A 24,705-nucleotide genomic window follows, 5' to 3' on the forward strand; every position below is an offset into this window, starting at 1 on the left:
ATGCCGGTCGGGTGCAGGAGTCTTCAGCCGAGATTGCGGGAGATCACCAGGCGCATGATGTCGGAGGTGCCTTCCTCGATCTCCTCGAGTTTGACGTCCCGCATCCACTGCTCGACGGGGAACTCCCGCGAATAGCCCCACCCGCCGAGGGTCTGCACGGCGGCATGAGTCACGAACATGGCGGTTTCGGACGCGGTCAGCTTCGCCATCGCAGCGAGACCAGGTGCGGACACACCGGCGTCCAGGGTGCGAGCAGCGTGATGCACCAGCAGCCGGGCGGCCTCGATGCGGGTCGCCATATCGGCGAGCCGGAACGCGACGGCCTGATGTTCGATGATCGGCTTGCCGAACTGCTCCCGCGTCTTCGCGTAATCGAGCGCGAACTCGTACGCCGCCCGCGCCGCACCGAGTGCGGCAGCGCCCAGGACCACCCGTGAGACGTCGAAGGTGCCCATCAGCCCGTAGAAGCCCTGACCTTCCTCGCCGAGCCGATCGGCATCAGGGACGAAGACATCGTCCAGGAACACCTCGCGGCAGACGATGGCGCGCTGACCCATCTTGCGCATCGGCTCGCCCCAGCTCAGGCCCTCGGCGTTTCCGTCGACCACGAAAGCAGTCACCCCACCCGAGCGTTTCGTGCGGTCCGTCTTGGCGAAGACGACGTAGAGCTTGGCGGCACCGGCGTTGGAGATCCAGGCCTTCTGCCCGTTGAGGCGGTAGCCACCCTCGACCCGGGTCGCAGTGGTGATGATCGATGCCGCATCCGACCCAGAGCCGGGCTCGGTGGTCGCCAGGGCGGTCATCGGTGCGTTCGGTCCGGTCACCATGCTCAGCCAGCGCTTCTTCTGCTCGGCAGTACCGGCCAGCATGATGGGGTCGGAGAAGAACCCGTTGGAACATACGAGGTTGCCGATGCCGGGGTCGCCCCAGCACAGCTCCTCCTGGACCAGGCACTGGGTGAACACGTCGGTGAACCCGCCGCCGCCGTACTCACTCGGGATCATGAAATCGGCAATTCCACACCGGGCGGCTTCGGCAAAGATGTCGACGGGTGTCACCACGTCCGCTTCGTCGACCTCCCTGCCGCGCGGTCGGATGATGCGCCGCGCGAAGTCGCGAGCCAACCCGATGAGCTCGAGCTGATCCTCGCTGAGCGGCCATGGGGTGGGCATGGTCGTGGGGGTGGCGGTCTTGGGGGTGAGGGTCGTGGTCATCGCGGTGAATCCTCCATAGCGTGCTCAGGTGTGGTCATCAGGGGTGGGGTGGCCGACGGTTGCGGGGGGTCCGGCAGGTGCGGGTGGTCGTTCGCAACGACGGTGTGCAGGGTCCATGGGGCGGCAGGCACCAGGAGTGCATCGACGGCGACCGCTCCCTGTGGTCCGACTCGCACAGGGTTGAGTTCGATCTCCGCAATGTCGACGCGGGCGCACACCAGTCGGGACAGCGCGGCTGCCACGGCTGCTAGGGCCCCGATGTCACAGGCCGGTCGGCCACGCCAACCGTGCAGCAGCGGGGCGCACCGCAGCCTGTTGATCATCGCGAGGGCACCCGGTTCGTCGATGGGTGCGCACTCGATGGCGATGTCGCGCCAGACCTCGGCATCGGTGCCGCCCATACCGAGCACGATCACGGGTCCCAGGGACGGATCGCGCCGTGCGCCGACGATGATCTCCAGGCAGTGCTCGCGAGTGTCCTGTTCTTCCACGACGTACTCGCCCTCGCCGAGTCGATCGCTCATCAGGTCGTAGGCCGCGACGAGCTGGGCCTCATCGAGCAGTCCGAGAATCACGCCGTCGGCCTCGGTCTTGTGCTCGATCCACCCGGCTTTCAGGACGTACGGCGGGTGCAGTGTCCGTGCTGCATCTCGGATCTCGCTGCGGTCCCGCGCGGCCCGGGCGTCGGGCATGGTTATGCCGGCGGCGGTCAGGAGCTGTTGGGCCGCGAGGTAGCCCGGTGAGGTGGGGGTTTCGTCGTTCGAGGATGAGGTCGGTGAAGGGGCAACCGGTTCGGCGTGCAGGACCGAAAGCCCGCGGATCATCCGGACGGCCTTCTCGATGCTGGCGACGACGGGTATCCCGCTGTTCCACAGGTGACGAGCAACGGGTCCGTCCGGTGCCATCGAGTGCACCACGATGGCCTTACCGGTCTCTTGGGCAATCTCGCCGATGCGTTGGGCAACCTGCAGTTCGCGGTCCGCCAGGGGTGGGGTGTCCTCGCTGTACCTGCCGAAGTATCCGGTGAGTACGGCAGCGTCGATCCCGGGGTCAGCGAGCATCGATTCGATGACTGTGGCGTATGCCGTGAGGTCCGCCTCGCCGCTACCGGCCAGGTCGACGGGGTTCTCCCGAGCGGCGCCTTCCGGCACCACCTGCGCGAGTCCCTGCTCGACGTTGTCGTCGAACGGAGCCACGATGAGGCCGGCATCTGTCGCGACGTCCGCTGCGATGCCGCACTGACCTCCGCTGTCGCCGGCGATACCTACCCGCAGGCCACTGGTGCCGCGCACGGTGAGGAAACCTTCCGCCACATCTACGAGCTCGGCGGGGGTCCGCACGCGTAGGACGCCTGCGGCTCGACAGGCCGCGTCGATCAGATCTGTGGCTGCGGTGAGTGAGCCGGTGTGCGATCGGGCCAGCCGGGCGCTCGCGGCACTGGAACCCACGGTCAGCAGCAGGGTCGGTTTGCCCGTGGCGCGCAACAGTCGCAGGGTCTCGAAAAGTTGCACACCGCTGGCGAAACCCTCGAGATAGAGGGCGATGACCTCGGTACTTCGGTGCTTCCGCAGTTGGTCGAGTATCTCGGCCGCGTCGATGTCGCTCTGGTTGCCGACGGATACGAAGCGGGATACGCCGATTCCCCTGCGGGCAAACCTGATCGCCAGCTCGGAGCCGAGCTGGCCGCTCTGCGTGACAATCGCGACGGGACCGGGGCGGAAGTGACCCCACGCCAACTGCAACTCTGTCTCCGCGTCGTACACGCCGAGGCTGTTCGCGCCGAGCAGTCGTGCTCCGCCGTCCCTGATGCGCCGGGCCAGGTCGGCTTCCTGCGCGACGTGGGCGGTGACGCCGAGGAATCCGCGGACCCCGAGGGCCAGTCCCTCCGCGACGACGGCCGATACGGCCGCGGCCGGGACGGCCAGCGCCACCAGCTCCGGCGGATGATCCAGCTCGGACAAGGAGCGGGCGCTGGGTTGCCCGAGGACGGTGTCGTGGGTGTGATTGACAAGGTCCACCGAACGTCGATGCCGGCCCTCGAGCGCGCCACGGGCCAGCCAAAAACCCCACTTGGCCGGGTTGTCCGATGCGCCGACGACCGCCACTGAGGCCGGGTCATTGAAGACGCGCAGGGTGTCATGCGCGTTCGTGGGTCCAGCGGTCACGGGTGATGCTTCTCCTTTACATTGTTCAAGGGGGAGGCAGAGGGGTAGGCCTGGTGGGCCAGCGCTCAGGAGCGCGCTCGTTCGTCGGTATAGATCGATTTGCCGAGCCACTGTCCACCGTCAACGACCAGAACCTCACCGGTGACATATGAGGCTCGGCCACTCAGCAGGTAGCACGCCGATTCGGCGATTTCGTCGGGGCTCGCGAAACGGCCTGCAGGAACCCCTGACTGGACGCGGGCCCGTGCTTCGTCGGTGCCCCAGAGCGCTGCTCCGGCCCCTTCGGTCTCCGTGGGACCGGGTGCAATCGCGTTGACCCGGACCCCGCGCCCTGCCCATTCCACCGCCAGGGTGCGGGTCATCGCCACGACGCCGCCCTTCGCGGCAGCGCTGTGGACTGTCCCCGGGTGGCCGTGCCAGGCGTAGGTTGCGATGACGTTGAGGATCGATCCTGAGCCGGCCGCCAACATATGCGGAGCAGCAGCGCGCGCGGCGTAGAAAGAGCCGTTGAGCACGATGTCGATAACGGCCTTCCAACCGTTCGGGCTCAGCTTCTCTGCCGGGGAGACGAAGTTCCCGGCGGCATTGTTTACGAGCGCGTCTAAACGACCTTCACGTTGCACGACGTCGTCGATTGTTTTCAGGACCGCTGCTGCATCGCGCATATCGCAGCAGGCGAAGTCGGCGAGACCACCTGCGGCCGTGATGCGGTCGACGGTTTCGCGCAGCGGGGCCTCGCGGCGACCAAGGACGATGGCCTTGCCGCCTGCGGCGCTGTATCGTTCGGCGATCGCGCGACCGATCCCGCTACCGCCTCCTGTTACGACGACGACCTGACCGCTGAACTCGCGGGAGATGTCTGGGACGGTCACCATGTCAGTCCTTGGGTGTGAGGATCGGCGATTCAGCTACTGAACCATGGTTCAGCATGACTGGAGGCTCAGGGCGCTGTCAAGACCCCGGAAGCGGTCATTACCGGGCTGCACATAGGCGAGCATCACCCTGTGCATTTCCGACCGCAGAGCTGGTCGTTGGCTGTATTCGTCACGCCTCGTGGCTTACCCTCCAGAAGTGGTCAGAAAGCGAATGGATGCAGATGTTCGACGTGCGGAGATCTTGCGCGCCACGATGCGTCAGATCGAGGAGCACGGCACCGCACTGTTGCGGATCGCCGATGTGGCAGCAGACCTGGATGTTTCCGCGGCGCTGATCGTCTATCACTTCCAGACCAAAGAGCAGCTGATCGTCGATACTTTCGCTTCCGCCGCGCAGCGCGACCTGGACAAGCTCGCGGAGCTCACCTCAGGTAGCGGCACGGCCCGGGAGCGGTTACGGGTCGCACTCAGCTGGTACGCGCCGACCGGGCGGGCCAATGGCTGGCGCCTGTGGATCGAAGGATGGGCTGAGGGAATGCGTCAGCCGATGCTGCAGAAGGTCGGCAGCGAATTCGATCTCGCCTGGCGCGCAGCATTGATTGCGATCATCGAGGAGGGGGTCGCTGCCGGTGAGTTCGTGACGGGCGATGCCAGGGGTGCGGCATGGCGGATCACCGCATTACTCGACGGTTTGGCGGTGCAGGTCATTGTGCACAACGGACTGATCACCCGGACCGAGCTACTGGATTGGACAATGGCGATCGTCACGCACGAGCTGGGGCTGGAGCCGCAGGCTGCGTTATCCGGCTGAGCTGCCAACTGCCCGGCGGACCATCCCTCCCGGTTGACCGACCACCTCTTTTACTGCACCATGGTTCAGTAAAAACAACGGGAGGACCCTCATGTCAGTCGCTGTACCCACCATTTCAGGTGTGAGCACCAGATCGCCCACCATGCAGGTGATCTGGACCGACCCGGTAACGGGTCGACAAGGTTTTGTCGTCATTGACAAGCTGGTGCGAGGGGTATCGAGCGGTGGCCTCCGAATGCGCGCCGGCTGCACGCTGAACGAAGTGGCCGGGTTAGCGGCGGGAATGACCCGCAAGGAAGCGCTGCACTACCTGCCCGACAACAAGTACGTGCCGCTGGGCGGCGCCAAGGGCGGCATCGACTGCGACCCCACCGACCCCGACGCTTTCGGCATGCTGACCCGCTTTCTGGACGGTGTCCGGTCCATCCTCGCGGAGCACTGGACGACGGGAGAGGATCTGGGAGTCCGCCAGGACACCATCGATGAAGCAATTCAGGCCGCTGGACTGGTCAACTCGATCCAGGCGATCTACCCGCTGCTGGACGACCCGGACGAAGCCCGCACCCGGCTCTCGGACGCCTTCGCAGTGATGGTCGACGGTGTCAGCCTGCCGGAGCTGATGGGCGGACTCGGTGTCGCCCAGGCCGCTCTGACCACGCTCGCGGTGCGGGGTGTTGATCCTGTCGGAACCCGGGCCGTGATCCAGGGCTTCGGCTCGATGGGCGGGGCGACTGCGCGGTATCTCGCGCGGGCCGGCGTCCGCGTCGTTGCGCTGTCCGACGTGCACGGCACGGTGGTCAACCCGGAGGGGCTGGACGTCGAACGGCTGTTGCTCTCCCGCGACCCATCGGGCGGGATCGACCGCGCGCAGCTTGCTGAGGGTGATCAGGATCTTGACGTCGGCGCCTGGATCGATGTGGACTGCGACGTCCTGATCCCTGCCGCCGTCTCGTACTGCATCACCCCGGCGAACCAGGGCCGGGTGAGCGCGACGTACATCGTCGAGGCTGCGAATATGCCCACCCTGCCCGAGGCAGAGGTCGAACTCCAGGCGCGTGGGGTGGAAGTCATCCCCGACTTCGTCGCGAACTCCGCGACCAACGCCTGGTGGTGGTGGACCCTTTTCGGCGATGTCGGCGCCGATGCCGAAGACGCCTCCAACCAGGTACGTAGCTCGATGACCCGCCTGGTCACCGCAATGTTGGAGCAGGCCGATGCCGAGCACATCACCCCGCGCGCAGCAGCGCAGCGGGTTGTAGAGGCGAACCTGACGGCGATCGACGAGCGCTTCGGCACCTCGGTCGGCTGACCTCATCCCCATGAAGCCAGAAGGCGGGTACCACGGGAAGTCCCGTGGTACCCGCCTTCTGGCGTTGGTCGGAAGTAGTTACAACCGACCGGCCTGCACGACTCGGGACAGGAACTGTTGGGTTCGCTCTTCCTGAGGGTTCTCAAAGATCTGCTGAGCGGTGCCGTTCTCGCAGATTTCGCCCTGGTCCAGGAAGCACACCTGACTGGCGACTTCCCTGGCGAAGCTCATCTCGTGAGTGGCCAACAGCATCGTCAGCCCTTCTTTCGCGAGCTCGCGGACAATCTCCAGCACATCTCCGACCAGTTCGGGGTCCAGCGCCGCCGTGATCTCGTCCAACAGCATCACGCGCGGCTCCATAGCCAGTGCGCGCACGATCGCGACCCGCTGCTGCTGACCACCGGAGAGCATGTCGGGGTAGGCCTTCGCCTTCATCCCCATGTTCACCGATTCGAGCAGGGCCATGCCCTTTTCAATGGCCACCTTTTTCTTGACCCCGCCGAGCATCGTGGGCGCCAGAATCACGTTCTCCAGCACGCTCATGTGCGGGAAGAGGTTGTAACTCTGGAAGACGATGCCCACGTCTTTGCGTAGCGCATTCAGGTCCACGCCTGTTCCGGTGACAGTGTCGCCCTCGATTCGGATTTCACCACCATTCACCTGTTCCAACTGGTTCACGCAGCGCAACAGTGTTGACTTCCCCGAGCCGGAGGCACCGATCAGGCAGACGACCTCGTGGCGCTCGACATTGAGCGTGACCCCTTTGAGGACCTGGTTCGAGCCAAAGGACTTCTTGACATTGTCGATCTCCAAAAATGACATCGATCAACCTCCTGCCTTGCGACTGGCGTCGCGATCGATGAGCCAATCAACGAACCGCGCCTGCGGAATGGTGATCAGGATGAAGAGGCCCGCGACGAGCATCACCGGTGAGAGATTGGCGAGTTTCGACTGCCAAAGCGTTGCAATCAAGAAGGCTTCAGGTACTGCTGCGATCGCCAGCAGTGCAGTGTCCTTCTGCAAGCTGATGAAGTCGTTCAGCAACGGGGGGATGACCCGACGCACAGCCTGCGGCACCAGCACTTTGCGCAGTGTCTGGACGTAGCTGAGGCCGAGTGAGCGCGCTGCCGCACTCTGACTCGGGTGGATCGAGGACAGACCCGCCCGGTAGACCTCTGCGACATACGCCGAGTAGGTCAACGTCAGCGCCACGATGCCCAGATAGGTAACGGGCCAACTAGTCATAGCGGGAATGGCCAATGGCAGGCCGAAGATGATCAGGTAGATCGTGACGATTGCGGGAATGGCCCGGAAGATATCGCAATACATGATTGCGATGAACCTCAGGGGCGCACCCGCTCGACCTGGCAGCATCCGCATAATCGCGAGAATCAGCCCGAAGATCAGAACGAAGACCTGTGCCACCAACGCTACCCAGATGTTGATCCAGAAACCATGGATAATTTCCGAGAAGGACATCCGAAAGGCACGCTGCTGAAAGAAGGTAATCGCGACGCTGCCATTATTGGCGAGTGCCAGGAATAGAACTCCAGAAGCGATCAGCGCCGCTGCTGCATATCCGATACCGATGAACGCTTCCTCGCGCCCACCCGCTGCTGCGCGCCGCGCCGACACAAGCTTCTTATCCCGCAGCAGCGAAGATCGCTGCGCATTGGCGCCGAATGCTTTGACCGTCGGCAGGAACGGATACAACGCGAGAACAATGAATACGATGGCAAAGATCGTTGATTTGATCCCGCCGTGGTTGAACTCACGGAGCTTGTAACTCACGAAAGCCGTGAACGCCAGACCAGCTGCGGACGCTAGGAGCGCGATCACGGCAAGGGGGAGTACGGGCTGTGGCGGGCTGGGCGTCGGAGGCGACTGGGTGTCTTCCCTGATCAGGTTTGCTGTACTCATATCGCAACTTCAGCTGGTCGGGGAACGACGGTGATCATTTAATTGCCCACACCGGGACGGTCGACGGGTCGCCACCGAATGCCGGGCCGAGGTAGTCCGTCGTGAGCGTCTTGAGTACGCCATCGGACATCAATGTCTTGATGCCCTTGTCCAGCTCGGTCTTGTTCTTGGATGCCTTGGGGTAGATCGCGCCGTACTTCTCGCCGGTCTTGAACTGCCCAACGACTTTCAGCGCCGGGACTGCCTTTGCCTCGGCCAGCACAATGGCGGTGTCCAGGAAGGCGGCGTCGATCTGACCGGAGATGACGGCCTGGTACAGCGTCTGTGAGTTGGGGTAGATCTTGGCGCTCTTGCACTTCAAGGTGTCCTGGATGAACGGCACAGAGGTGGTGCCGGCGTAGGCGCCGCAGCGCTTGTCCTTGATGTTGGCTTCGGTGACACCGCCGGTCTTCTTGGCGAGCACGCCGACGTTCGAGTCGTAGTAGGGGGTGGAGAAGTCGACGACCTTCTGGCGCTCCGGCGTGATCGAAATCTCGGCAAGAGCAATGTCGTAGTTCTGCGTGCTACCCGCAACGAGTTGGGCGAACGCGACATTCTTGACGGTGATGGACTTCAGACCGGCCATATTCGCCAGCTCGGCGCCCATGCAGTACTCGTAACCATCTTTGATCGATGCGGCGGTGGTTCCGTTCCACCAGCCCTGCGCCGGCAGCGTGGTCTCCACGGTGAGAGTGCCTGCAACGGCGGGAGTCAGCTTGATGGAGTTGGCCTTGCTGGTGATCTTGCAGTTGCCGAAGTCGGCTTTGCCACCTCCGCCTCCGCTCGCGCCGGAGCTCTTGGTCGAGCCGGAGCTACTGCCACAGGCTGCGAGCGTGGCCGAGGTTGCCAGCACGCTGACGATGGTGATGGTGCGCTTGAGGGCCATCTGATGATTCCTAACCGTTGGTTCAGGAGGGCGGAGGTTCTGGGAAGCGTGGCCCGGATGGGGAACAGAGTCAAGGATTTCGCAGCTATATGCAGGTTTCGATCAGGTATCGGTTCGCTGAGCCGCGGGTTCCGGGCGATGTCTGCGTGCGGGCAGGTGACAAGGCCTGCCGGAAATGGACACGCCGGCCGAAAATATCCGGCGAGGTTCTTGACCGGCCTGCGTCAAAGGTGCACGCTCGTGGCTAGCAAGTGGCGAGTAGGACAGGAACGGAGCGATCGCGTGCCCGGGTGGACGTAACTGTCCCTGTACGTGTAACGTAGACCTTTGTGCTGCCTTCCGTCAGCTCAAATCTTCTGTGTCAGCAAATTTCTCGCGCGACGCGCGGCAGCCGAATGGTTGCCGGGTGCGGTGTTTGATTGAAAGAGTTGGCTCGGCGTCTCAAGCGTCGCGGCAGGGGTGGTGCCGGCGGGGGAAAGCGTGACCGTACCGCCCTCCCGTTAGGCCTGTGGAAGGAATCTCCTTGGCTGCCTCGCGTTCCGCGAAATCAACTCTTACTACGGCGAAGACGGCATCGGGCCGTCTTACGTTCGCGAAAATTCGCGAACCGCTGGAAATGCCCGACCTGCTCGCTCCACAGACCGAGAGCTTCGACTGGCTGCTCGGTAACGAGCGTTGGCAGGAGCGGGTGGCTGCCGCGAAGGCTGCCGGTCGTCAGGAGGTGAACGACCGATCCGGCTTGGAGAACATCTTCGAAGAGATCTCCCCGATCGAAGACTTCGCCGAGACCATGAGTCTCTCTTTCCGCGATCACCGCTTCGAAGAGGTCAAGTACTCCATCGAGGAGTGCCGCGAGCGCGACATGACGTACGCGGCGCCGCTCTTCGTGACGGCCGAGTTCATGAACAACACCACTGGTGAGATCAAGAGCCAGACGGTCTTCATGGGTGACTTCCCACTGATGACCGGTCGCGGCACGTTCATCATCAACGGCACCGAGCGTGTCGTGGTGTCGCAGTTGGTGCGTAGCCCCGGCGTGTACTTCGAGCGGACCCTGGACAAGGTGTCCGACAAGGACGTCTACACCGCAAAGATCATCCCGAGTCGTGGTGCGTGGCTGGAATTCGAGATCGACAAGCGCGACCAGGTCGGCGTCCGCGTCGACCGTAAGCGCAAGCAGTCGGTCACTGTGCTCCTGAAGGCTCTCGGCTTGTCAGAGGCCGACATCCTGGAGACCTTCGGACAGTACGACTCGATCCGCGGGACCCTGGAGAAGGACCACACCACCACCCAGGACGAAGCTCTGCTGGACATCTACCGCAAGCTGCGTCCGGGCGAACCGCCCACCCGCGAGGCTGCCCAGAACCTGTTGGACAACTTGTACTTCAACGGCAAGCGGTACGACCTGGCGAAGGTCGGTCGTTACAAGGTCGACAAGAAGCTCGGTCTGGACGCGTCGATCAACAACTCGACACTGTCGGTCGACGACATCGTCGCCACCATCAAATACCTCGTTGCGCTGCATGCCGGCGAGGCCGAGATGGCCGGTGTACGCGAGGGCGAGCAGGTCACCCTGCCCGTCGAGGTCGACGACATCGACCACTTCGGCAACCGTCGCCTTCGCAACGTCGGTGAGCTCATTCAGAACCAGGTCCGCACGGGTCTGTCCCGGATGGAGCGTGTCGTCCGCGAGCGGATGACCACCCAGGACGTCGAGGCGATCACCCCGCAGACCCTGATCAACATCCGCCCTGTGGTGGCCTCGATCAAGGAGTTCTTCGGGACCAGCCAGCTGAGCCAGTTCATGGACCAGAACAACCCGCTCGCCGGATTGACGCACAAGCGTCGGCTGTCCGCGCTGGGCCCGGGTGGGCTGTCGCGTGACCGGGCCGGCATGGACGTGCGAGACGTGCACCCCAGCCACTACGGCCGGATGTGCCCGATCGAGACCCCGGAGGGCCCGAACATCGGCCTGATCGGTTCGCTCGCGTCCTACGGTCGGATCAACCCGTTCGGCTTCATCGAGACGCCGTACCGCAAGGTCACCAGTGGCCAGGTCACCGACGAGATCGTCTATCTGTCGGCTGATGAAGAGGACAAGTTCGTCATCGCGCAGGCCAACGCCGGCCTGGCCGAAGACGGCACGTTCTCCGAAGAGCGCGTCCTCGGTCGTACCAAGGGTGGCGAGGCCAGTGACGTACCGGCCGACGAGGTCGACTACATGGACGTGTCCGCACGCCAGATGGTCTCCGCATCCACCGCGCTCATCCCGTTCCTGGAGCACGACGACGCGAACCGCGCCCTGATGGGTGCGGCTATGCAGCGTCAGGCTGTGCCGCTGGTCCGCTCCGAGGCGCCGCTGGTCGGCACCGGTATGGAGTACCGCGCGGCGCTGGACTCCGGCGACGTGGTCCGCGCCGAGAAGGCCGGTGTGGTGCAGGCGGTGTCCGCCGATCTGGTGAACGTCATGAACGACGACGGCACCTACTCGACGTACAAGATTGCCAAGTTCACCCGGTCCAACGCCGGCACCTGCTACAACCAGCGCGTCGTGGTCACCGAAGGTGACCGTCTCGAGGCCGGTGGCGTCATCGCCGACGGTCCCGCGACCGACGGCGGGGAGATGGCTCTCGGAAAGAACCTGCTCGTGGCATTCATGCCATGGGAGGGCTACAACTTCGAAGACGCCATCATCTTGTCCCAGCGCCTGGTGCAGGATGACGTGCTCTCCTCGATTCACATCGAAGAGCACGAGATCGATGCCCGCGACACCAAGCTGGGCCCGGAGGAGATCACCCGCGACATCCCCAACGTCGCCGAGGAGGTCCTCGCCGACCTGGACGAGCGCGGGATCATCCGCGTGGGTGCCGAAGTACGCGACGGCGACCTGCTCGTCGGCAAGGTCACGCCCAAGGGTGAGACCGAGCTGACCCCGGAGGAGCGCCTGCTGCGCGCCATCTTCGGTGAGAAGGCCCGTGAGGTCCGTGACACGTCGATGAAGGTCCCGCACGGTGAGACCGGCACGATCATCGGCGTCAAGGTCTTCGATCGTGAAGAGGGCGACGAGTTGCCGCCGGGCGTCAACCAGTTGGTGCGTATCTACGTGGCCAACAAACGCAAGATCACCGACGGCGACAAGCTTGCCGGTCGGCACGGAAACAAGGGCGTCATCTCCAAGATCCTGCCCGTCGAGGACATGCCGTTCCTGGAGGACGGCACGCCGGTCGACGTCGTGCTCAACCCGCACGGTGTGCCCCGCCGAATGAACCTGGGCCAGATCCTGGAGTTGCACCTCGGATGGGCCGCCAGCCGCGGCTGGGACATCTCGACCAACGAAGGGGACACCTCCTTCTCCGAAGAGATCGCCGCAGACGCGCACACGGCCCCGCCCGGATCGCGGGTTGCAACCCCGGTCTTCGACGGTGCGTCCGAGGGCGTCATCACGGGTCTACTGGATTCCACCCTGCCCACGCGGGACGGAAAGCGGTTGATCGGCAGCTCGGGTAAGACCCAGTTGTTCGACGGTCGGTCCGGTGAGCCGTTCCCCGAGCCGATCTCGGTGGGCTACATGTACATCTTGAAGTTGCACCACCTGGTGGACGACAAGATCCACGCCCGCTCGACCGGTCCCTACTCGATGATCACTCAGCAGCCGCTCGGTGGTAAGGCGCAGTTCGGTGGTCAGCGGTTCGGTGAGATGGAGGTCTGGGCACTGGAGGCCTACGGCGCGGCTTACGCGCTGCAGGAACTGCTCACGATCAAGTCCGATGACGTGGTCGGCCGCGTGAAGGTCTACGAGGCCATCGTCAAGGGTGAGAACATCCCGGAGCCGGGTATCCCCGAGTCTTTCAAGGTGCTCATCAAGGAGATGCAGTCGCTGTGTCTCAACGTCGAGGTTCTCAGCAGCGATGGTCAGGCCATCGATCTGCGTGACACCGACCAGGAAGTGTTCCGTGCGGCCGAAGAACTCGGCATCGACCTGTCCCGGCGTGAGCCGAGCAGCGTCGAAGAGGTTTAAACACCCCACGAACTTCCTCGCCTAGCGGTTCGGATACTTCGCGGGGGCCTCGAAAGGGCCTCCGCGGGGTACCCGGGACCGCATCACGTAGCTCTTGTTAGCTAGCAACAAATGAAAGAAGGACAGCAACAGTGCTGGACGTCAACTTCTTCGACGAAATTCGTATTGGTCTCGCTACCGCTGAGGACATCCGTCAGTGGAGCCACGGTGAGGTCAAGAAGCCCGAGACCATCAACTACCGCACTCTGAAGCCGGAGAAGGACGGACTCTTCTGCGAGAAGATCTTCGGTCCGACCCGCGACTGGGAGTGCTACTGCGGTAAGTACAAGCGGGTCCGCTTCAAGGGCATCATCTGCGAGCGCTGCGGTGTCGAGGTCACCCGCTCGGCCGTGCGCCGTGAGCGGATGGGCCACATCGAGCTCGCCGCCCCGGTGACCCACATCTGGTACTTCAAGGGTGTGCCCAGTCGCCTGGGTTACCTGCTCGACCTGGCGCCGAAGGACCTCGAGAAGGTCATCTACTTCGCTGCGTACATGATCACTTCTGTCGATGTGGACCAGCGCCACGCCGACATGCCCTCGCTCGAGGGTCAGATCGAGGTCGAGAAGAAGGAGATGGAGAACCGGCGCGACAACGATGTCAACAACCGCGCCGCCAAGCTCGAAACCGACCTCGCGGAGTTGGAGAAGGAAGGCGCCAAGGCTGACGTCCGCCGCAAGGTACGCGAGTCCGCCGAGCGCGAGATGAACCAGCTGCGCAAACGCTCCGATCAGCAGATCGAGCGTCTGACACAGGTCTGGGACCGGTTCAAGAACCTCAAGGTCCAGGACCTCGAGGGCGACGAAATGCTCTACCGCGAGATGCGTGACCGTTTCGGTCTGTACTTCGAGGGTGGCATGGGAGCCCAGGCTCTGCAGAAGCGTCTGGAGACCTTCGACCTCGTGGCCGAAGCTGCTTCCCTGCGCGAGACCATTGCCACCGGCAAGGGTCAGCGCAAGACGCGTGCCCTGAAGCGCCTACGCGTCGTCATGGCGTTCCTGCAGACCAAGAACAGCCCGGTCGGCATGGTGCTGGACTGCGTCCCGGTCATCCCACCGGACCTTCGCCCGATGGTGCAGCTGGACGGTGGCCGCTTCGCGACCTCTGACCTGAATGACCTGTACCGCAGGGTCATCAACCGCAACAACCGGTTGAAGCGACTGCTCGATCTCGGTGCACCCGAGATCATCGTCAACAACGAGAAGCGGATGTTGCAGGAGGCAGTCGACAGCCTCTTCGACAACGGCCGTCGCGGCCGCCCCGTCACGGGCCCCGGCAACCGTCCGCTGAAGTCGCTGTCCGACATGCTCAAGGGCAAGCAGGGCCGCTTCCGTCAGAACCTGCTGGGCAAGCGCGTGGACTACTCCGGCCGTTCGGTCATCGTCGTCGGCCCGCAGCTGAAGCTGCACCAGTGTGGTCTGCCCAAGCAGATGGCGTTGGAGCTCTTCAAGCCGTTCGTGATGAAGCGTCTGGTCGATCTGGACCACGCGCAGAACATCAAGTCGGCCAAGCGGATGGTCGAGCGGGCTCGCCCGGTCGTCTGGGATGTCCTCGAGGAGGTCATCACCGAGCACCCGGTGCTGTTGAACCGTGCGCCCACCCTGCACCGCCTGGGCATCCAGGCCTTCGAACCGCAACTGGTCGAGGGCAAGGCAGTCCAGATCCACCCGTTGGTCTGTACCGCGTTCAACGCCGACTTCGACGGTGACCAGATGGCGGTCCACGTGCCGCTGTCCACCGAGGCGCAGGCCGAGGCCCGGATCCTGATGCTGTCCAGCAACAACGTGCTGAAGCCTTCTGACGGTCGTCCCGTCACCATGCCCAGCCAGGACATGATCACCGGAATCTTCTTCCTGACCTTGGGCGGCGACGACGTCATCGCCAACGGCAGCGAGGAGAAGCTTCGCTCCTTCGCCACTCCCGCTGAGGCGCGGATGGCTATGGACCGGGGTGAGATCCGACTCGGTTCGATCGTCCGGATCCGCATCTACGACCAGGTGCCGCCCACCGGCTACACACTGGGCGAGGATGAGGTCGTCGACGATCTCGGGCGTCTTGCCTGCCTCACGCTGGAGACCACACTCGGTCGGGTCCTGTTCAACGAGACCCTGCCGGAGGACTACCCGTTCCTCAACACCGCCATCGACAAGAAGGCACTCTCGGCAGTCGTCAACGACCTGGCCGAGCGGTACCCCAAGGCGCAGGTTGCCGCGTCGCTGGATGCGTTGAAGGAAGCCGGGTTCTACTGGGCCACCCGTTCGGGTTGCACCGTGGCGATCTCCGACGTTCAGACCCCGCCCCGTAAGACGGAGATCCTGAACGGCTTCGATGCCAAGGCCGCCAAGGTCCAGGGTCAGTACGAGCGTGGCTTGATCACCGACGACGAGCGTCGCCAGGAGCTCATCGAGATCTGGACGCAGGCCACCAATGAGGTCGCTGCCGAGATGCAGCGGAACTTCGATATCGACAACCCCATCTTCCGGATGGTGTCCTCTGGTGCCGGTGGTAACTGGCACCAGGTCCGGCAGATCGCCGGAGCGCGAGGGTTGATGGCCAACCCCAAGGGCGAGATCATCCCGCGCCCGATCAAGTCCAACTTCCGTGAGGGCCTGTCGGTGCTGGAGTTCTTCATCTCCACGCACGGTGCCCGTAAGGGACTGGCCGACACTGCGCTGCGGACAGCGGACTCCGGGTACCTGACCCGTCGTCTGGTCGACGTCAGCCAGGACGTCATCATCCGTGAGGACGACTGCGGCACCGACCGTGGCCTGGTTCTGCCGGTGGCTCAGCGCAATGCTGAAGGCGTACTGGTCGAGCATGACGATGTGGAGACCTCGGTCTACGCACGCACGCTCGCCTCGGATGTCGAGTCCGACGGTGAGGTGCTGGCCGCTGCCGGCTCCGACCTCGGCGACGTCAACCTGGACCGGTTGCTCGCAGCCGGCGTGGAAGAGGTCAAGGTCCGCTCGGTACTCACCTGTGAGTCCCGGGTAGGCACCTGCGCCAAGTGCTACGGCCGTTCGCTCGCAACCGGCCTGTTGGTCGACATCGGTGAGGCGGTCGGCATCATCGCCGCGCAGTCCATCGGTGAGCCCGGCACCCAGTTGACGATGCGTACCTTCCACACCGGTGGCGCCGCGGGTGATGACATCACCCAGGGTCTGCCCCGCGTGGTGGAGCTCTTCGAGGCACGTACCCCCAAGGGTGTCGCGCCGATTGCCGAGGCCGCAGGCCGCGTGCAGATCGAGGAGACCGACAAGGCCCGGCGCATCCTGTTGACCCCGGACGACGGCTCGGAAGAGCTGGCGTACCCGGTGAGCAAGCGTGCTCGGATGCTGGTCGCCGACGGCGAACACGTCGAGGTCGGTGCACTGCTGATGCAGGGCGCGATCGACCCCAAGCAGGTGCTTCGTATCCTCGGCCCGCGTGCCGTGCAGAAGCACCTCGTCGATGAGGTCCAGAGCGTCTACCGCCAGCAGGGCGTGTCGATCCACGACAAGCACATCGAGGTCATCGTGCGGCAGATGCTGCGCCGGATCACGATCATCGAGGCCGGCGACACCGACCTGCTGCCCGGCGAGCTGGCCGAACGCGGCCGGTTCGAGGACAGCTCACGTCGTGCGGTAGCCGAAGGTGGCCGTCCGGCATCGGGTCGTCCCGACCTGCTGGGCATCACCAAGGCCTCGTTGGCGACCGACTCGTGGCTCTCGGCGGCCTCCTTCCAGGAGACCACCCGGGTGCTCACCGAAGCGGCCATGCACGCCAAGAGTGACCCGCTGCTCGGCCTCAAGGAGAACGTCATCCTGGGCAAGCTCATCCCGGCCGGTACCGGTCTTGCGCGTTACCGAAACGTCAAGGTCGAGCCGACCGAGGAAGCCAAGGCTGCGCTGTACGCGCTGCCTGACTACCAGAGCTACGACTACCCGGCCTTCGGTCCGGGATCGGGCGAGGCGGTCCGGCTGGACGACGCTTCCCTCGGGCTCGACTGATCTACTGAGATCACGAAGCGGCCCCCGAACCGAACGGTTCGGGGGCCGCTTCGTGCGTTGTACCGGGCGTAAGAGGGCGTGAGTCAGTTCGGCAGCAACTGCCAGGCGCTGGCGTCCGCATCGCGGTACCGCAGAACGGCGTACGGCGCAAGACTGGCCGAGTGGGGGCGGGTGTTCTCTTCGTAGACCCAGCGCACTCCCATCCCCCACAGTTTGCGGGCCCCGGCCGCGGTCGGGTGGGTGTAGAACTCGTCATTCAGCCGGAGGAGGGCGGGATTCCAGTAATTGATCGTGATGGAGTCACGACCGTTCGGAGCGAGCCGAGTTGCCGTGTTCGTCGCGGTCCATCCCTCGATCAATGCCTGCCGCTGGGTATAGGCCGTCACCAGCCATCGGCGGCTGTCGCAATGATCAGGGGCTGACGGTCGTTGGCAGTGTCGATTCGTCATCACCAGGTCCTGCTCCTGCGAATGGTCGCGGATGTACACGGCCGCCGAGATCTGGCCGTTGGAGCTCACCCCGGGCTGGTCGACGGACAGGTTTCTGGCTACCGGCGACAGGGAGATCGACGGTAGATACCGGCCGTACGCGATCGGTGCGGACAGCACCACCGCCGCCGCGATGGGGGCGGCACCGATACGCCAATCGAGACGACGGTGGTCATCCCTGATCAGGACCATCGAAATCGCTCCTGCGACGATCAGCACGATGACCGCCAGGAGGGCAATCATCTGCATTTGCTGGAAGTCGTGCGATCGCAGCATTCCCAGGGCGAGTTCCGGGAGCACGTAGAAGCCGAATGCGCCGACGACGGAGACTGCCACCAGCTTTATCCGAGTAGATCGCTCCACCATGCGCAGGATGCGTTCCGCCCCGATTGCCGACGCGATAGCTGCCAATGGAAGAGCAGTGAGCAGGAAATAGCCTTGGCTCCCGCCGGGGTGGGAGAAAATACCGGTGGCCGTGGCTCCCGCCACCGCTGAGCCGAGAAGCACCCAGATCACCGGATCGTTGCGGTCCGCGCGTCGGCCGAGTGCTGCGCAGCCGAGCAGCGCCGGACCCACAGCCAGCAAAATCGACAGGCCCGAGATGATCAATTGCCACATCGGTGTCGGCGCGCCCCTCAGGACTCCCGCGAGCGTCGTCTGTTTGGCTGAATCGCCGATGCCCAATTTAAGCCCTGATGCCGATCCATGGAAGACAATCACGAGAGTGAGCGCCAGCGATGCGATCGTCATCACCAGATCGGCGACGAGGTGCGGCACCAGTCGACGTTGCCAGATCAGCATCGCGACCAGGGCCAGCGCCAGACCCGCAATGACGGTCGGAGCGGTCGAGCCCTTTGTTCCCGTAGCAATCACGGTCAGGAGGGGGACGAGGATGACCGATCCGCGTTGCGCCTGCCCGCGCCAGCGCATGGCCAGCACGGCAACGAGCGCCATCACGGTCGGCACCCCGAGGCCGAGGGTGGGAGAGTCCGGGGTGATCAGCGGGTGGGGAACATTGAACTGGAACGGACTGGTCCGCCCACCGAGCGATGCCAGCGCCACGGCGCCGAGTGCGACGTACGGACTCCGGGTGAGCCGCAGCGCCAGCGCTGCCACGCAGCTCACCGCAACGATCGGCATGAGGGCCGGCAGAATCCGCATCAGAACAACATCGAGTGACACCCCGCTGGACGCAGTGACCTGGGCGATCCACGCGTGTGCGAACCACTGGTATCCGAGCGGTTCGCCGATGACGGTGGGCCAGGCTGCTGGACCTCGTTCGAGCAGTTCGGAGGACAAAGCCAGGTGCAGGTAGGTGTCGACCGCCGGGCGCCCGGTGCTGAGGGGCCAGGTCGGTTGGTTCACGCGGAAGTAGGAGATCAGCGAAGACAGGGTCGTGATGGAGAACAGCGCAATGCCGCCGCTGAGCCACCAGGGCAGAGGTGCACATCTGGCACGGCTGATACGGGACCGGGTGATCGGCGTGCCGAGCAGAGTAGCCGCGACCAGTAACGGGAGCACCACCGCGAGCCAGCGTTGATGGGCGAATCCGGCAATGGTCTGGGTCGGGACGGCTACGACGATGCCCATGGCGAAACCCATCGCCATGTCCTCCAGCAGCCAACCGTCGGCCGGACGGATGCATCGCCACAACAGAATGCCGGGGAACATCTGGGTCACCGCGATCGCGCCGACAGCGACGATGACGTCCAGGCCGGTGGCGCCACCCGTGGCTGCGTACCAGAGGTAGAGACCAGCGCCTATCAGTAGGAGCCAGTAGCCTCTCTGATGGCCTAGCCAGTTGAATATCGTCCGCCGGGTCACACGCAGGCGTTCAGAGGCGGGCACGACGCACACCGTACCTACCGCGGCTGTCGGTACCGCAGCGATGCGGGCACTGCGTTGGATCGCAGATCGTGGCCGGCCAGGGCACCACGACAACAACGAGAAGGAACTCCCCATCACCGAAGCAGCATCCGGCACCTATGAGCCCGGATATTTCGAGACTCGACTAGCTCACAATCCCGCTCGCTCAGATGTGTGGCGGCACTTGGGAATCTACTTTCAGCAGTGGGTCGCAGCTGATGCGAGCGTGCTGGAACTGGGTGCTGGGTGGTGCGATTTCTCCAACGAGATCAGCGCCGCGCGCGTGGTGGCCATGGACCTGGACGACATTGTCGAACGGAAAGCGGGGGAGCATGTCGAGGCTGTGGTCGGCGACTGCACCGATCTGAGCCGGTTCGAGGAGAACTCCTTCGACGTGGTGTTCGCCTCCAACCTGTTGGAACACCTGGAACGCTCACAGACCAACCAGCTTGTCGACGGGGTTTTGCGGGTACTGCGGCCGGGCGGGCGGTTGATACTGATGCAGCCGAACTTCCGGCTGGCGCCCAAACGATACTTCGACGACTACACGCACGTCGCGATTTTTACCGATCAGTCGTTGAGCGACTATCTCACCTCGCGGGGCCTGCACATCGAGACGGTCAAAGCGAGGTTCATGCCGTTGACGATGAAGTCCTCGGCGTCCCGGTTGTCCTTTCTGGTGCCCTGGTACCTGCGGTCGCCGATCAAGCCATTGGCGGGCCAGATGCTCGTCGTCGCACGTACCTCGACGCCGTGACCGTTTCGGGGCGCCCATCGCTGACTGTTGTGCTTCCTACCTACAACGAGAGGGACAGCATTGCGGCATGTATCACCGCCTTCGCGACCATGCCGGAGGTCGACGAGGTACTGGTCATCAACAACAACGCGGCGGACGGCACTTCCGCCCAAGTTGCTCTGACGGGTGCACGAGAAGTGTGCGAGCCACGTCAGGGCTACGGCGCCGCTATCCAGCGTGGTCTTCGTGAGGCTCGCACCGACTTGATCGCCGTATGCGAGCCCGACGGTACGTTCGACCCGACGGATCTACGCAAGCTGCTTGCGTTCATGCCCGAATGCGGATTCGTCGTCGGCTCACGCACGGTGAACGAGTTCATTTGGGATGGTGCCAACATGGGGTGGTTCCTCAAGTGGGGCAACTGGGCGGTGGCCAAGTGGGTAGAGGTTCTCTACAACACCACCAGCCTGTCCGACGTCGGTTGCACCTTCCGGGTGATGACCCGTGCACATGCCGATTACCTGCTCGAGCACTCGACGATGGATGGATCCGCATACGGCCTGGAGATGTTGGTGTTGACGGCAAAGAGCGGGACGAAGATGGTCCAGGTGCCGGTCAACTACCACCCGCGAGTGGGGGAATCGTCGGTCACGGGCGATCTGAGCAAGACGATCCCACTCGGGGTGAAGATGTTCGCGATGAGCACCTCTATGCGGATGAAGGAACCACGGCGGCAGAAGTCTCGGTGAACGTGCCTGTCGAACTGCGCTTCGATGATGGCGAGCAGCTCCGTCGATCAACGGCCGATGCCTGGGACACCGTTGTTTTCCTGTGGGCGGCGGCACGATACGCCGAGGTTGACGTCCTCGCCTTGCGCCACACCGGTGCGCGGCTGAGGCGGCGTGCAAACCGTCGTACCCTGACTCGGTGACCCGGCGCTGGCTGATCGTGTGCGCAGTGGCGCTGCTGGCAGCCTTCGGCGGGTTGACGCTCACTTCGTGGATGACCCAGCGGGCGCCGTTGCAGAGCGTTTCCCAGCCGGGACCGACTGTTCTGGTGCGGGTGCCGACCATCGACTGGAACTCCACGTCCGTGCAGGCCAACCCGACTCTCTACGCATTGGCCCGGCGCGGGGCGGTTGCTGCGATGTTGACCCGCAATATCGCCGGCCACAGCTGCACCAACGACTCGTGGCTGACGTTGTCGGCCGGCACCCGCACGTCGGTGGGTGCGGTGGTCCAGGAGACATTGCCCGGTCAGCCGGTCGGCAGCTGTCCTGCAGTGCCGAAGTTCCTGAACCTTGACGCCGGCACCGTCCAGTACCCGTATTGGGCTCGGTGGCGGCAGATCGCGCTGTCGCGTTCACCGAAGGCCGACATCGGTCGGCTTGCTTCGACCGCAGCGCTGTCGAATCAATGCGTGCTCGCGGTTGGTAGCGGTGCTGCGTTGGGCGCAGTCGACCGCGAGGGCGTGGTCACCCACTATGCGCCCGGTGTTGCCCAGGCCGATTTCAATGAGTGTTCCATCAGTCTGGTCAGTCTCACCACGACGAAGGACTCCGTGCTGCGGCAGGTCATTGACAGACTTCCGCAGAACGCGACCGTCATCGTCGCTGCGCTGGCAGATGACGCCACTCCGGAGCATGTACGTGCTGTCGTTGTCGCCGGACCCGGCGTGCCGCACGGGCGGATGACGTCCCTGAACACCCGCCAACCCGGTCTGATCGCGACCCCTGATCTCTCGGCGCTGCTGTTGCACCGATTCGGTGCCGATGCGCCGAACCTGCCCGAAGGCCGGATGCCGTCGGTCGAGCCGACGGGGAGCGTCTACGGGTCGGTGAGGCTGTCTCGGGATCTGGGTCAGGAACTCGCTGTTCAACATTCGGTGCTGCGCAGCTTCTTTCCCCGTTCCCTGGTGATCGGCGCGGCGATCCTCGGTCTGGGCATCCTGGTGTGGCGCTGGCTGGTGCACCGGGTTGGTCGGGGCAAACGGGTACGGGCCGCACATCCGTCGCTTCGTGGCGCTATCGCGCTCACTGCCGGCGCATTGTCTGCGCTGCCGGTAGCGACATTCGCTGTCGGGCTGGTGCCCTGGTATCGAAGCAGTCATCCCGGAATTGCGCTGACAGTGTCGGTGCTCCTGATCGCGATTCTGATTCCCGCGGTCGCGCTCGTGGGTCCATGGCGCAAGTTCCCTGGCGGCCCGCTGATCGTCATCCTCGCGGTTACCTGGTACGTCGTGGTCGATGACACCACTCACGGGTCTCGACTTCAGCTCACCTCGATGATGGGCCTGGAACCGGTCTACGGCGGCCGTTTCTACGGCATGGGGAACGTCGGGTATGCCATGTTGGCGACCAGCGGACTGCTCCTTGCGGCGCTACTGGCCGATCCGCTGATCAGGGCCGGCCGACGCGATCTGGCGGCGCTGACGGTCATCCTTTTCGCCGTCCCGTCCATTCTGGTGGACGGTTACCCGTGGTGGGGAGCCGACGGTGGAGGCCCGGCGGCGATGATCCCTGCATTCGCCTACCTGGCGCTGAACGCAGCGGGGTTGAAGGTGACCTGGCGGCGGGTGGGTATTACCGGCGGCGCGACTGTCGTGGTGGTCGGTGCGCTGGCCGTGATCGACTACCTTCGGCCGGTCGCCTATCGAACCCACCTGGGTGATTTCGTCGCGGGTCTCAGGGATGGCGGGAAGGTCGGTGGACTCGGCCGGATCCTCACGCTGAATGAACAGATGGTCACCTCGAGCCCACTGACGCTGTTTGTGCCGGTCCTGCTCATTGTGGCGATCATCGTGCTGATCGCACCAGGGCGGCGCTTGACCCAACCGGTGAGCCGGCTCTGGGATCGTCTGCCGTTCCTGGGCAACGGCCTGGTCGCGTGTGTGATCTGCTGGGTGATCGGCTTCTTCGCCAACGATTCGGGTACAGCCATACCGCCGGTCGGCATGTTGATCAGCGTGCCCCTACTTGTGGTGTTGTCGACCTGGGCCGGGCGATCCCAGACCGGCACGGCCCTCGCTGGCCCTTCCGGTGCTTCCGCCGGAAAGGGATCGAGGACGATAGACCCCGGCGTACCGAACTCGGACTGACGCGATTTGGTGCGGTATGTCAGCCCCGGTAGGATCAACGGCTGTGCATGGTCTCGCCATGTCTCGTCCCACTAGCAGTAGGGCACAGCCGGTCCGGCACGAACGTCGGGAAGCTGATCGCCGGGTTCGTTGTTGACACCATTGTGCAACCGCCGCGGTCTCTCTGTGAGTGGTACCGAGGAAATCGAGACTTGTGCGCCCGCTCTCGCCGGGCAGCCTGGCATCGTCAGGAAGTGCGGGGGAGGGCTCCGGCATCACAGGCAGGCGGCAATCACCCGACATCGGGCGGTTGCCTAGGGCTTGGCCGGCATTCCAAGGAGTCGATCGGGCATCAGCTCGTTCGTAGACAAGATCACCAACAGACGGAGTCAACAGGTTGCCTACCATCAACCAGCTCGTCCGTAAGGGTCGGCAGGACAAGGCCACGAAGGTCTCCACGCCGGCTCTGAAGGGCAGCCCACAGCGACGCGGCGTGTGCACCCGCGTTTACACCACGACGCCCAAGAAGCCGAACTCGGCGCTACGCAAGGTGGCTCGCGTGCGGCTCACCTCCGGCATCGAGGTCACCGCGTACATTCCCGGCGTGGGCCACAACCTGCAGGAGCACTCGATCGTGCTCGTGCGTGGCGGTCGGGTCAAGGACCTGCCGGGCGTGCGTTACAAGATCGTCCGCGGTTCGTTGGACACCCAGGGTGTCCGCAACCGCAAGCAGGCCCGTTCCAAGTACGGCGCCAAGAGGGAGAAGAAGTAATGCCACGTAAGGGCCCCGCTCCGAAGCGTCCCCTCGTCATCGACCCGGTCTACGGTTCGCCCCTGGTGACGCAGTTGATCAACAAGATCCTGCTGGACGGTAAGAAGTCCGTTGCAGAGCGCATCGTCTACGGCGCGCTGGAAGGCACCCGCGAGAAGACGGGCACCGACCCGGTCGTGACCCTGAAGCGCGCGCTGGACAACATCAAGCCGAGCTTGGAGGTCAAGAGCCGCCGCGTCGGTGGCGCCACCTACCAGGTGCCGATCGAGGTCAAGCCGGGCCGCGCGACGACCCTGTCGTTGCGTTGGCTGGTCGGCTACTCCCGGCAGCGCCGCGAGAAGACGATGACCGAGCGACTGATGAACGAGCTTCTCGATGCGAGCAACGGCCTCGGCGCCGCTGTGAAGCGCCGCGAGGACACCCACAAGATGGCCGAGTCCAACCGGGCCTTCGCGCACTACCGCTGGTGATCGTTGTCGGGTTCCGGATGCCTGACAGGTAGC

General features: G+C 64.2%; 16 protein-coding genes. 9 read left to right on the forward strand and 7 right to left on the reverse strand.

All coding sequences use genetic code 11. The features are described 5' to 3' along the window. Window positions 1-23: 23 nt before the first annotated feature. The 3 genes from V3G39_05465 to V3G39_05475 form a co-directional block, all read right to left on the reverse strand. Complete coding sequence (locus tag V3G39_05465) at window positions 24-1,214, reverse strand: acyl-CoA dehydrogenase family protein (protein XAS77487.1); 1,191 nt, start codon at window positions 1,212-1,214, stop codon at window positions 24-26. Then, a complete protein-coding gene (locus V3G39_05470; protein XAS77488.1) occupies window positions 1,211-3,379 on the reverse strand; it encodes an acetate--CoA ligase family protein in 2,169 nt (722 codons plus the stop codon). The genes V3G39_05465 and V3G39_05470 overlap by 4 nt, the downstream gene beginning before the upstream one ends. 65 nt (window positions 3,380-3,444) lie before the next feature. Then, window positions 3,445-4,254: an SDR family oxidoreductase gene (locus V3G39_05475; GenBank protein XAS77489.1), complete on the reverse strand. Its 810-nt coding sequence runs from the start codon at window positions 4,252-4,254 to the stop codon at window positions 3,445-3,447. A 196-nt stretch (window positions 4,255-4,450) separates the two neighbouring features. Here V3G39_05475 and V3G39_05480 point away from each other — a divergent pair, with 196 nt between their 5' ends. Next, window positions 4,451-5,065 carry a TetR/AcrR family transcriptional regulator gene (locus tag V3G39_05480; GenBank protein ID XAS77490.1) on the forward strand — a complete coding sequence of 205 codons (615 nt, stop codon included), beginning with the start codon at window positions 4,451-4,453 and terminating at the stop codon, window positions 5,063-5,065. A 121-nt stretch (window positions 5,066-5,186) separates the two neighbouring features. Continuing rightward, entirely contained in the window at window positions 5,187-6,374 is a 1,188-nt protein-coding gene (locus V3G39_05485; protein ID XAS77491.1) for a Glu/Leu/Phe/Val dehydrogenase dimerization domain-containing protein, read from the forward strand. Window positions 6,375-6,452: 78 nt separating this feature from the next. On the opposite strand, the gene V3G39_05490 is transcribed toward V3G39_05485, so the two are convergent. From V3G39_05490 to V3G39_05500, 3 genes are read right to left on the reverse strand one after another with little or no spacing between them, the layout of a single operon-like run. Further along, entirely contained in the window at window positions 6,453-7,196 is a 744-nt protein-coding gene (locus V3G39_05490) for an amino acid ABC transporter ATP-binding protein (GenBank protein ID XAS77492.1), read from the reverse strand. Window positions 7,197-7,199: 3 nt separating this feature from the next. Beyond that, the gene (locus V3G39_05495) at window positions 7,200-8,294 is read right to left on the reverse strand and encodes an amino acid ABC transporter permease (GenBank protein XAS77493.1); all 1,095 of its coding nucleotides are present in this window, start codon (window positions 8,292-8,294) and stop codon (window positions 7,200-7,202) included. A gap of 34 nt (window positions 8,295-8,328) precedes the next feature. Then, window positions 8,329-9,219 (reverse strand): ABC transporter substrate-binding protein, encoded by an 891-nt coding sequence (locus V3G39_05500; GenBank protein XAS77494.1) that lies wholly within the window; start codon window positions 9,217-9,219, stop codon window positions 8,329-8,331. 523 nt (window positions 9,220-9,742) lie between these two features. Here V3G39_05500 and rpoB point away from each other — a divergent pair. After that, the gene (gene rpoB, locus V3G39_05505) at window positions 9,743-13,237 is read left to right on the forward strand and encodes a DNA-directed RNA polymerase subunit beta (GenBank protein ID XAS77495.1); all 3,495 of its coding nucleotides are present in this window, start codon (window positions 9,743-9,745) and stop codon (window positions 13,235-13,237) included. 131 nt (window positions 13,238-13,368) lie between these two features. Continuing rightward, window positions 13,369-17,265, forward strand: a complete 3,897-nt coding sequence (locus V3G39_05510) for a DNA-directed RNA polymerase subunit beta' (GenBank protein ID XAS77496.1) — start codon at window positions 13,369-13,371, stop codon at window positions 17,263-17,265. An 83-nt stretch (window positions 17,266-17,348) separates the two neighbouring features. Here V3G39_05510 and V3G39_05515 read toward each other — a convergent pair whose 3' ends face one another. Beyond that, on the reverse strand, window positions 17,349-19,601 hold the full coding sequence (locus V3G39_05515; GenBank protein ID XAS77497.1) for a hypothetical protein: 2,253 nt from the start codon (window positions 19,599-19,601) through the stop codon (window positions 17,349-17,351). A 40-nt stretch (window positions 19,602-19,641) separates the two neighbouring features. Between V3G39_05515 and V3G39_05520 the strand changes: the two genes are divergently transcribed. The 5 genes from V3G39_05520 (at window position 19,642) to rpsG (ending at window position 24,672) form a co-directional block, all read left to right on the forward strand. Beyond that, window positions 19,642-20,376, forward strand: coding sequence for a class I SAM-dependent methyltransferase (locus tag V3G39_05520; GenBank protein XAS77498.1), 735 nt, complete (start codon window positions 19,642-19,644; stop codon window positions 20,374-20,376). Further along, window positions 20,373-21,104: a glycosyltransferase family 2 protein gene (locus tag V3G39_05525; GenBank protein XAS77499.1), complete on the forward strand. Its 732-nt coding sequence runs from the start codon at window positions 20,373-20,375 to the stop codon at window positions 21,102-21,104. The genes V3G39_05520 and V3G39_05525 overlap by 4 nt, the downstream gene beginning before the upstream one ends. A gap of 178 nt (window positions 21,105-21,282) precedes the next feature. After that, complete coding sequence (locus V3G39_05530) at window positions 21,283-23,451, forward strand: hypothetical protein (protein ID XAS77500.1); 2,169 nt, start codon at window positions 21,283-21,285, stop codon at window positions 23,449-23,451. A gap of 376 nt (window positions 23,452-23,827) precedes the next feature. Beyond that, window positions 23,828-24,202: a 30S ribosomal protein S12 gene (rpsL, locus tag V3G39_05535; protein XAS77501.1), complete on the forward strand. Its 375-nt coding sequence runs from the start codon at window positions 23,828-23,830 to the stop codon at window positions 24,200-24,202. Further along, window positions 24,202-24,672, forward strand: a complete 471-nt coding sequence (rpsG, locus tag V3G39_05540) for a 30S ribosomal protein S7 (protein ID XAS77502.1) — start codon at window positions 24,202-24,204, stop codon at window positions 24,670-24,672. Before rpsL ends, rpsG begins: the two co-directional genes overlap by 1 nt. Window positions 24,673-24,705: the final 33 nt, after the last annotated feature.

This window comes from Dermatophilaceae bacterium Sec6.4, from assembly GCA_039636865.1.
Taxonomy (GTDB): domain Bacteria; phylum Actinomycetota; class Actinomycetes; order Actinomycetales; family Dermatophilaceae; genus Allobranchiibius.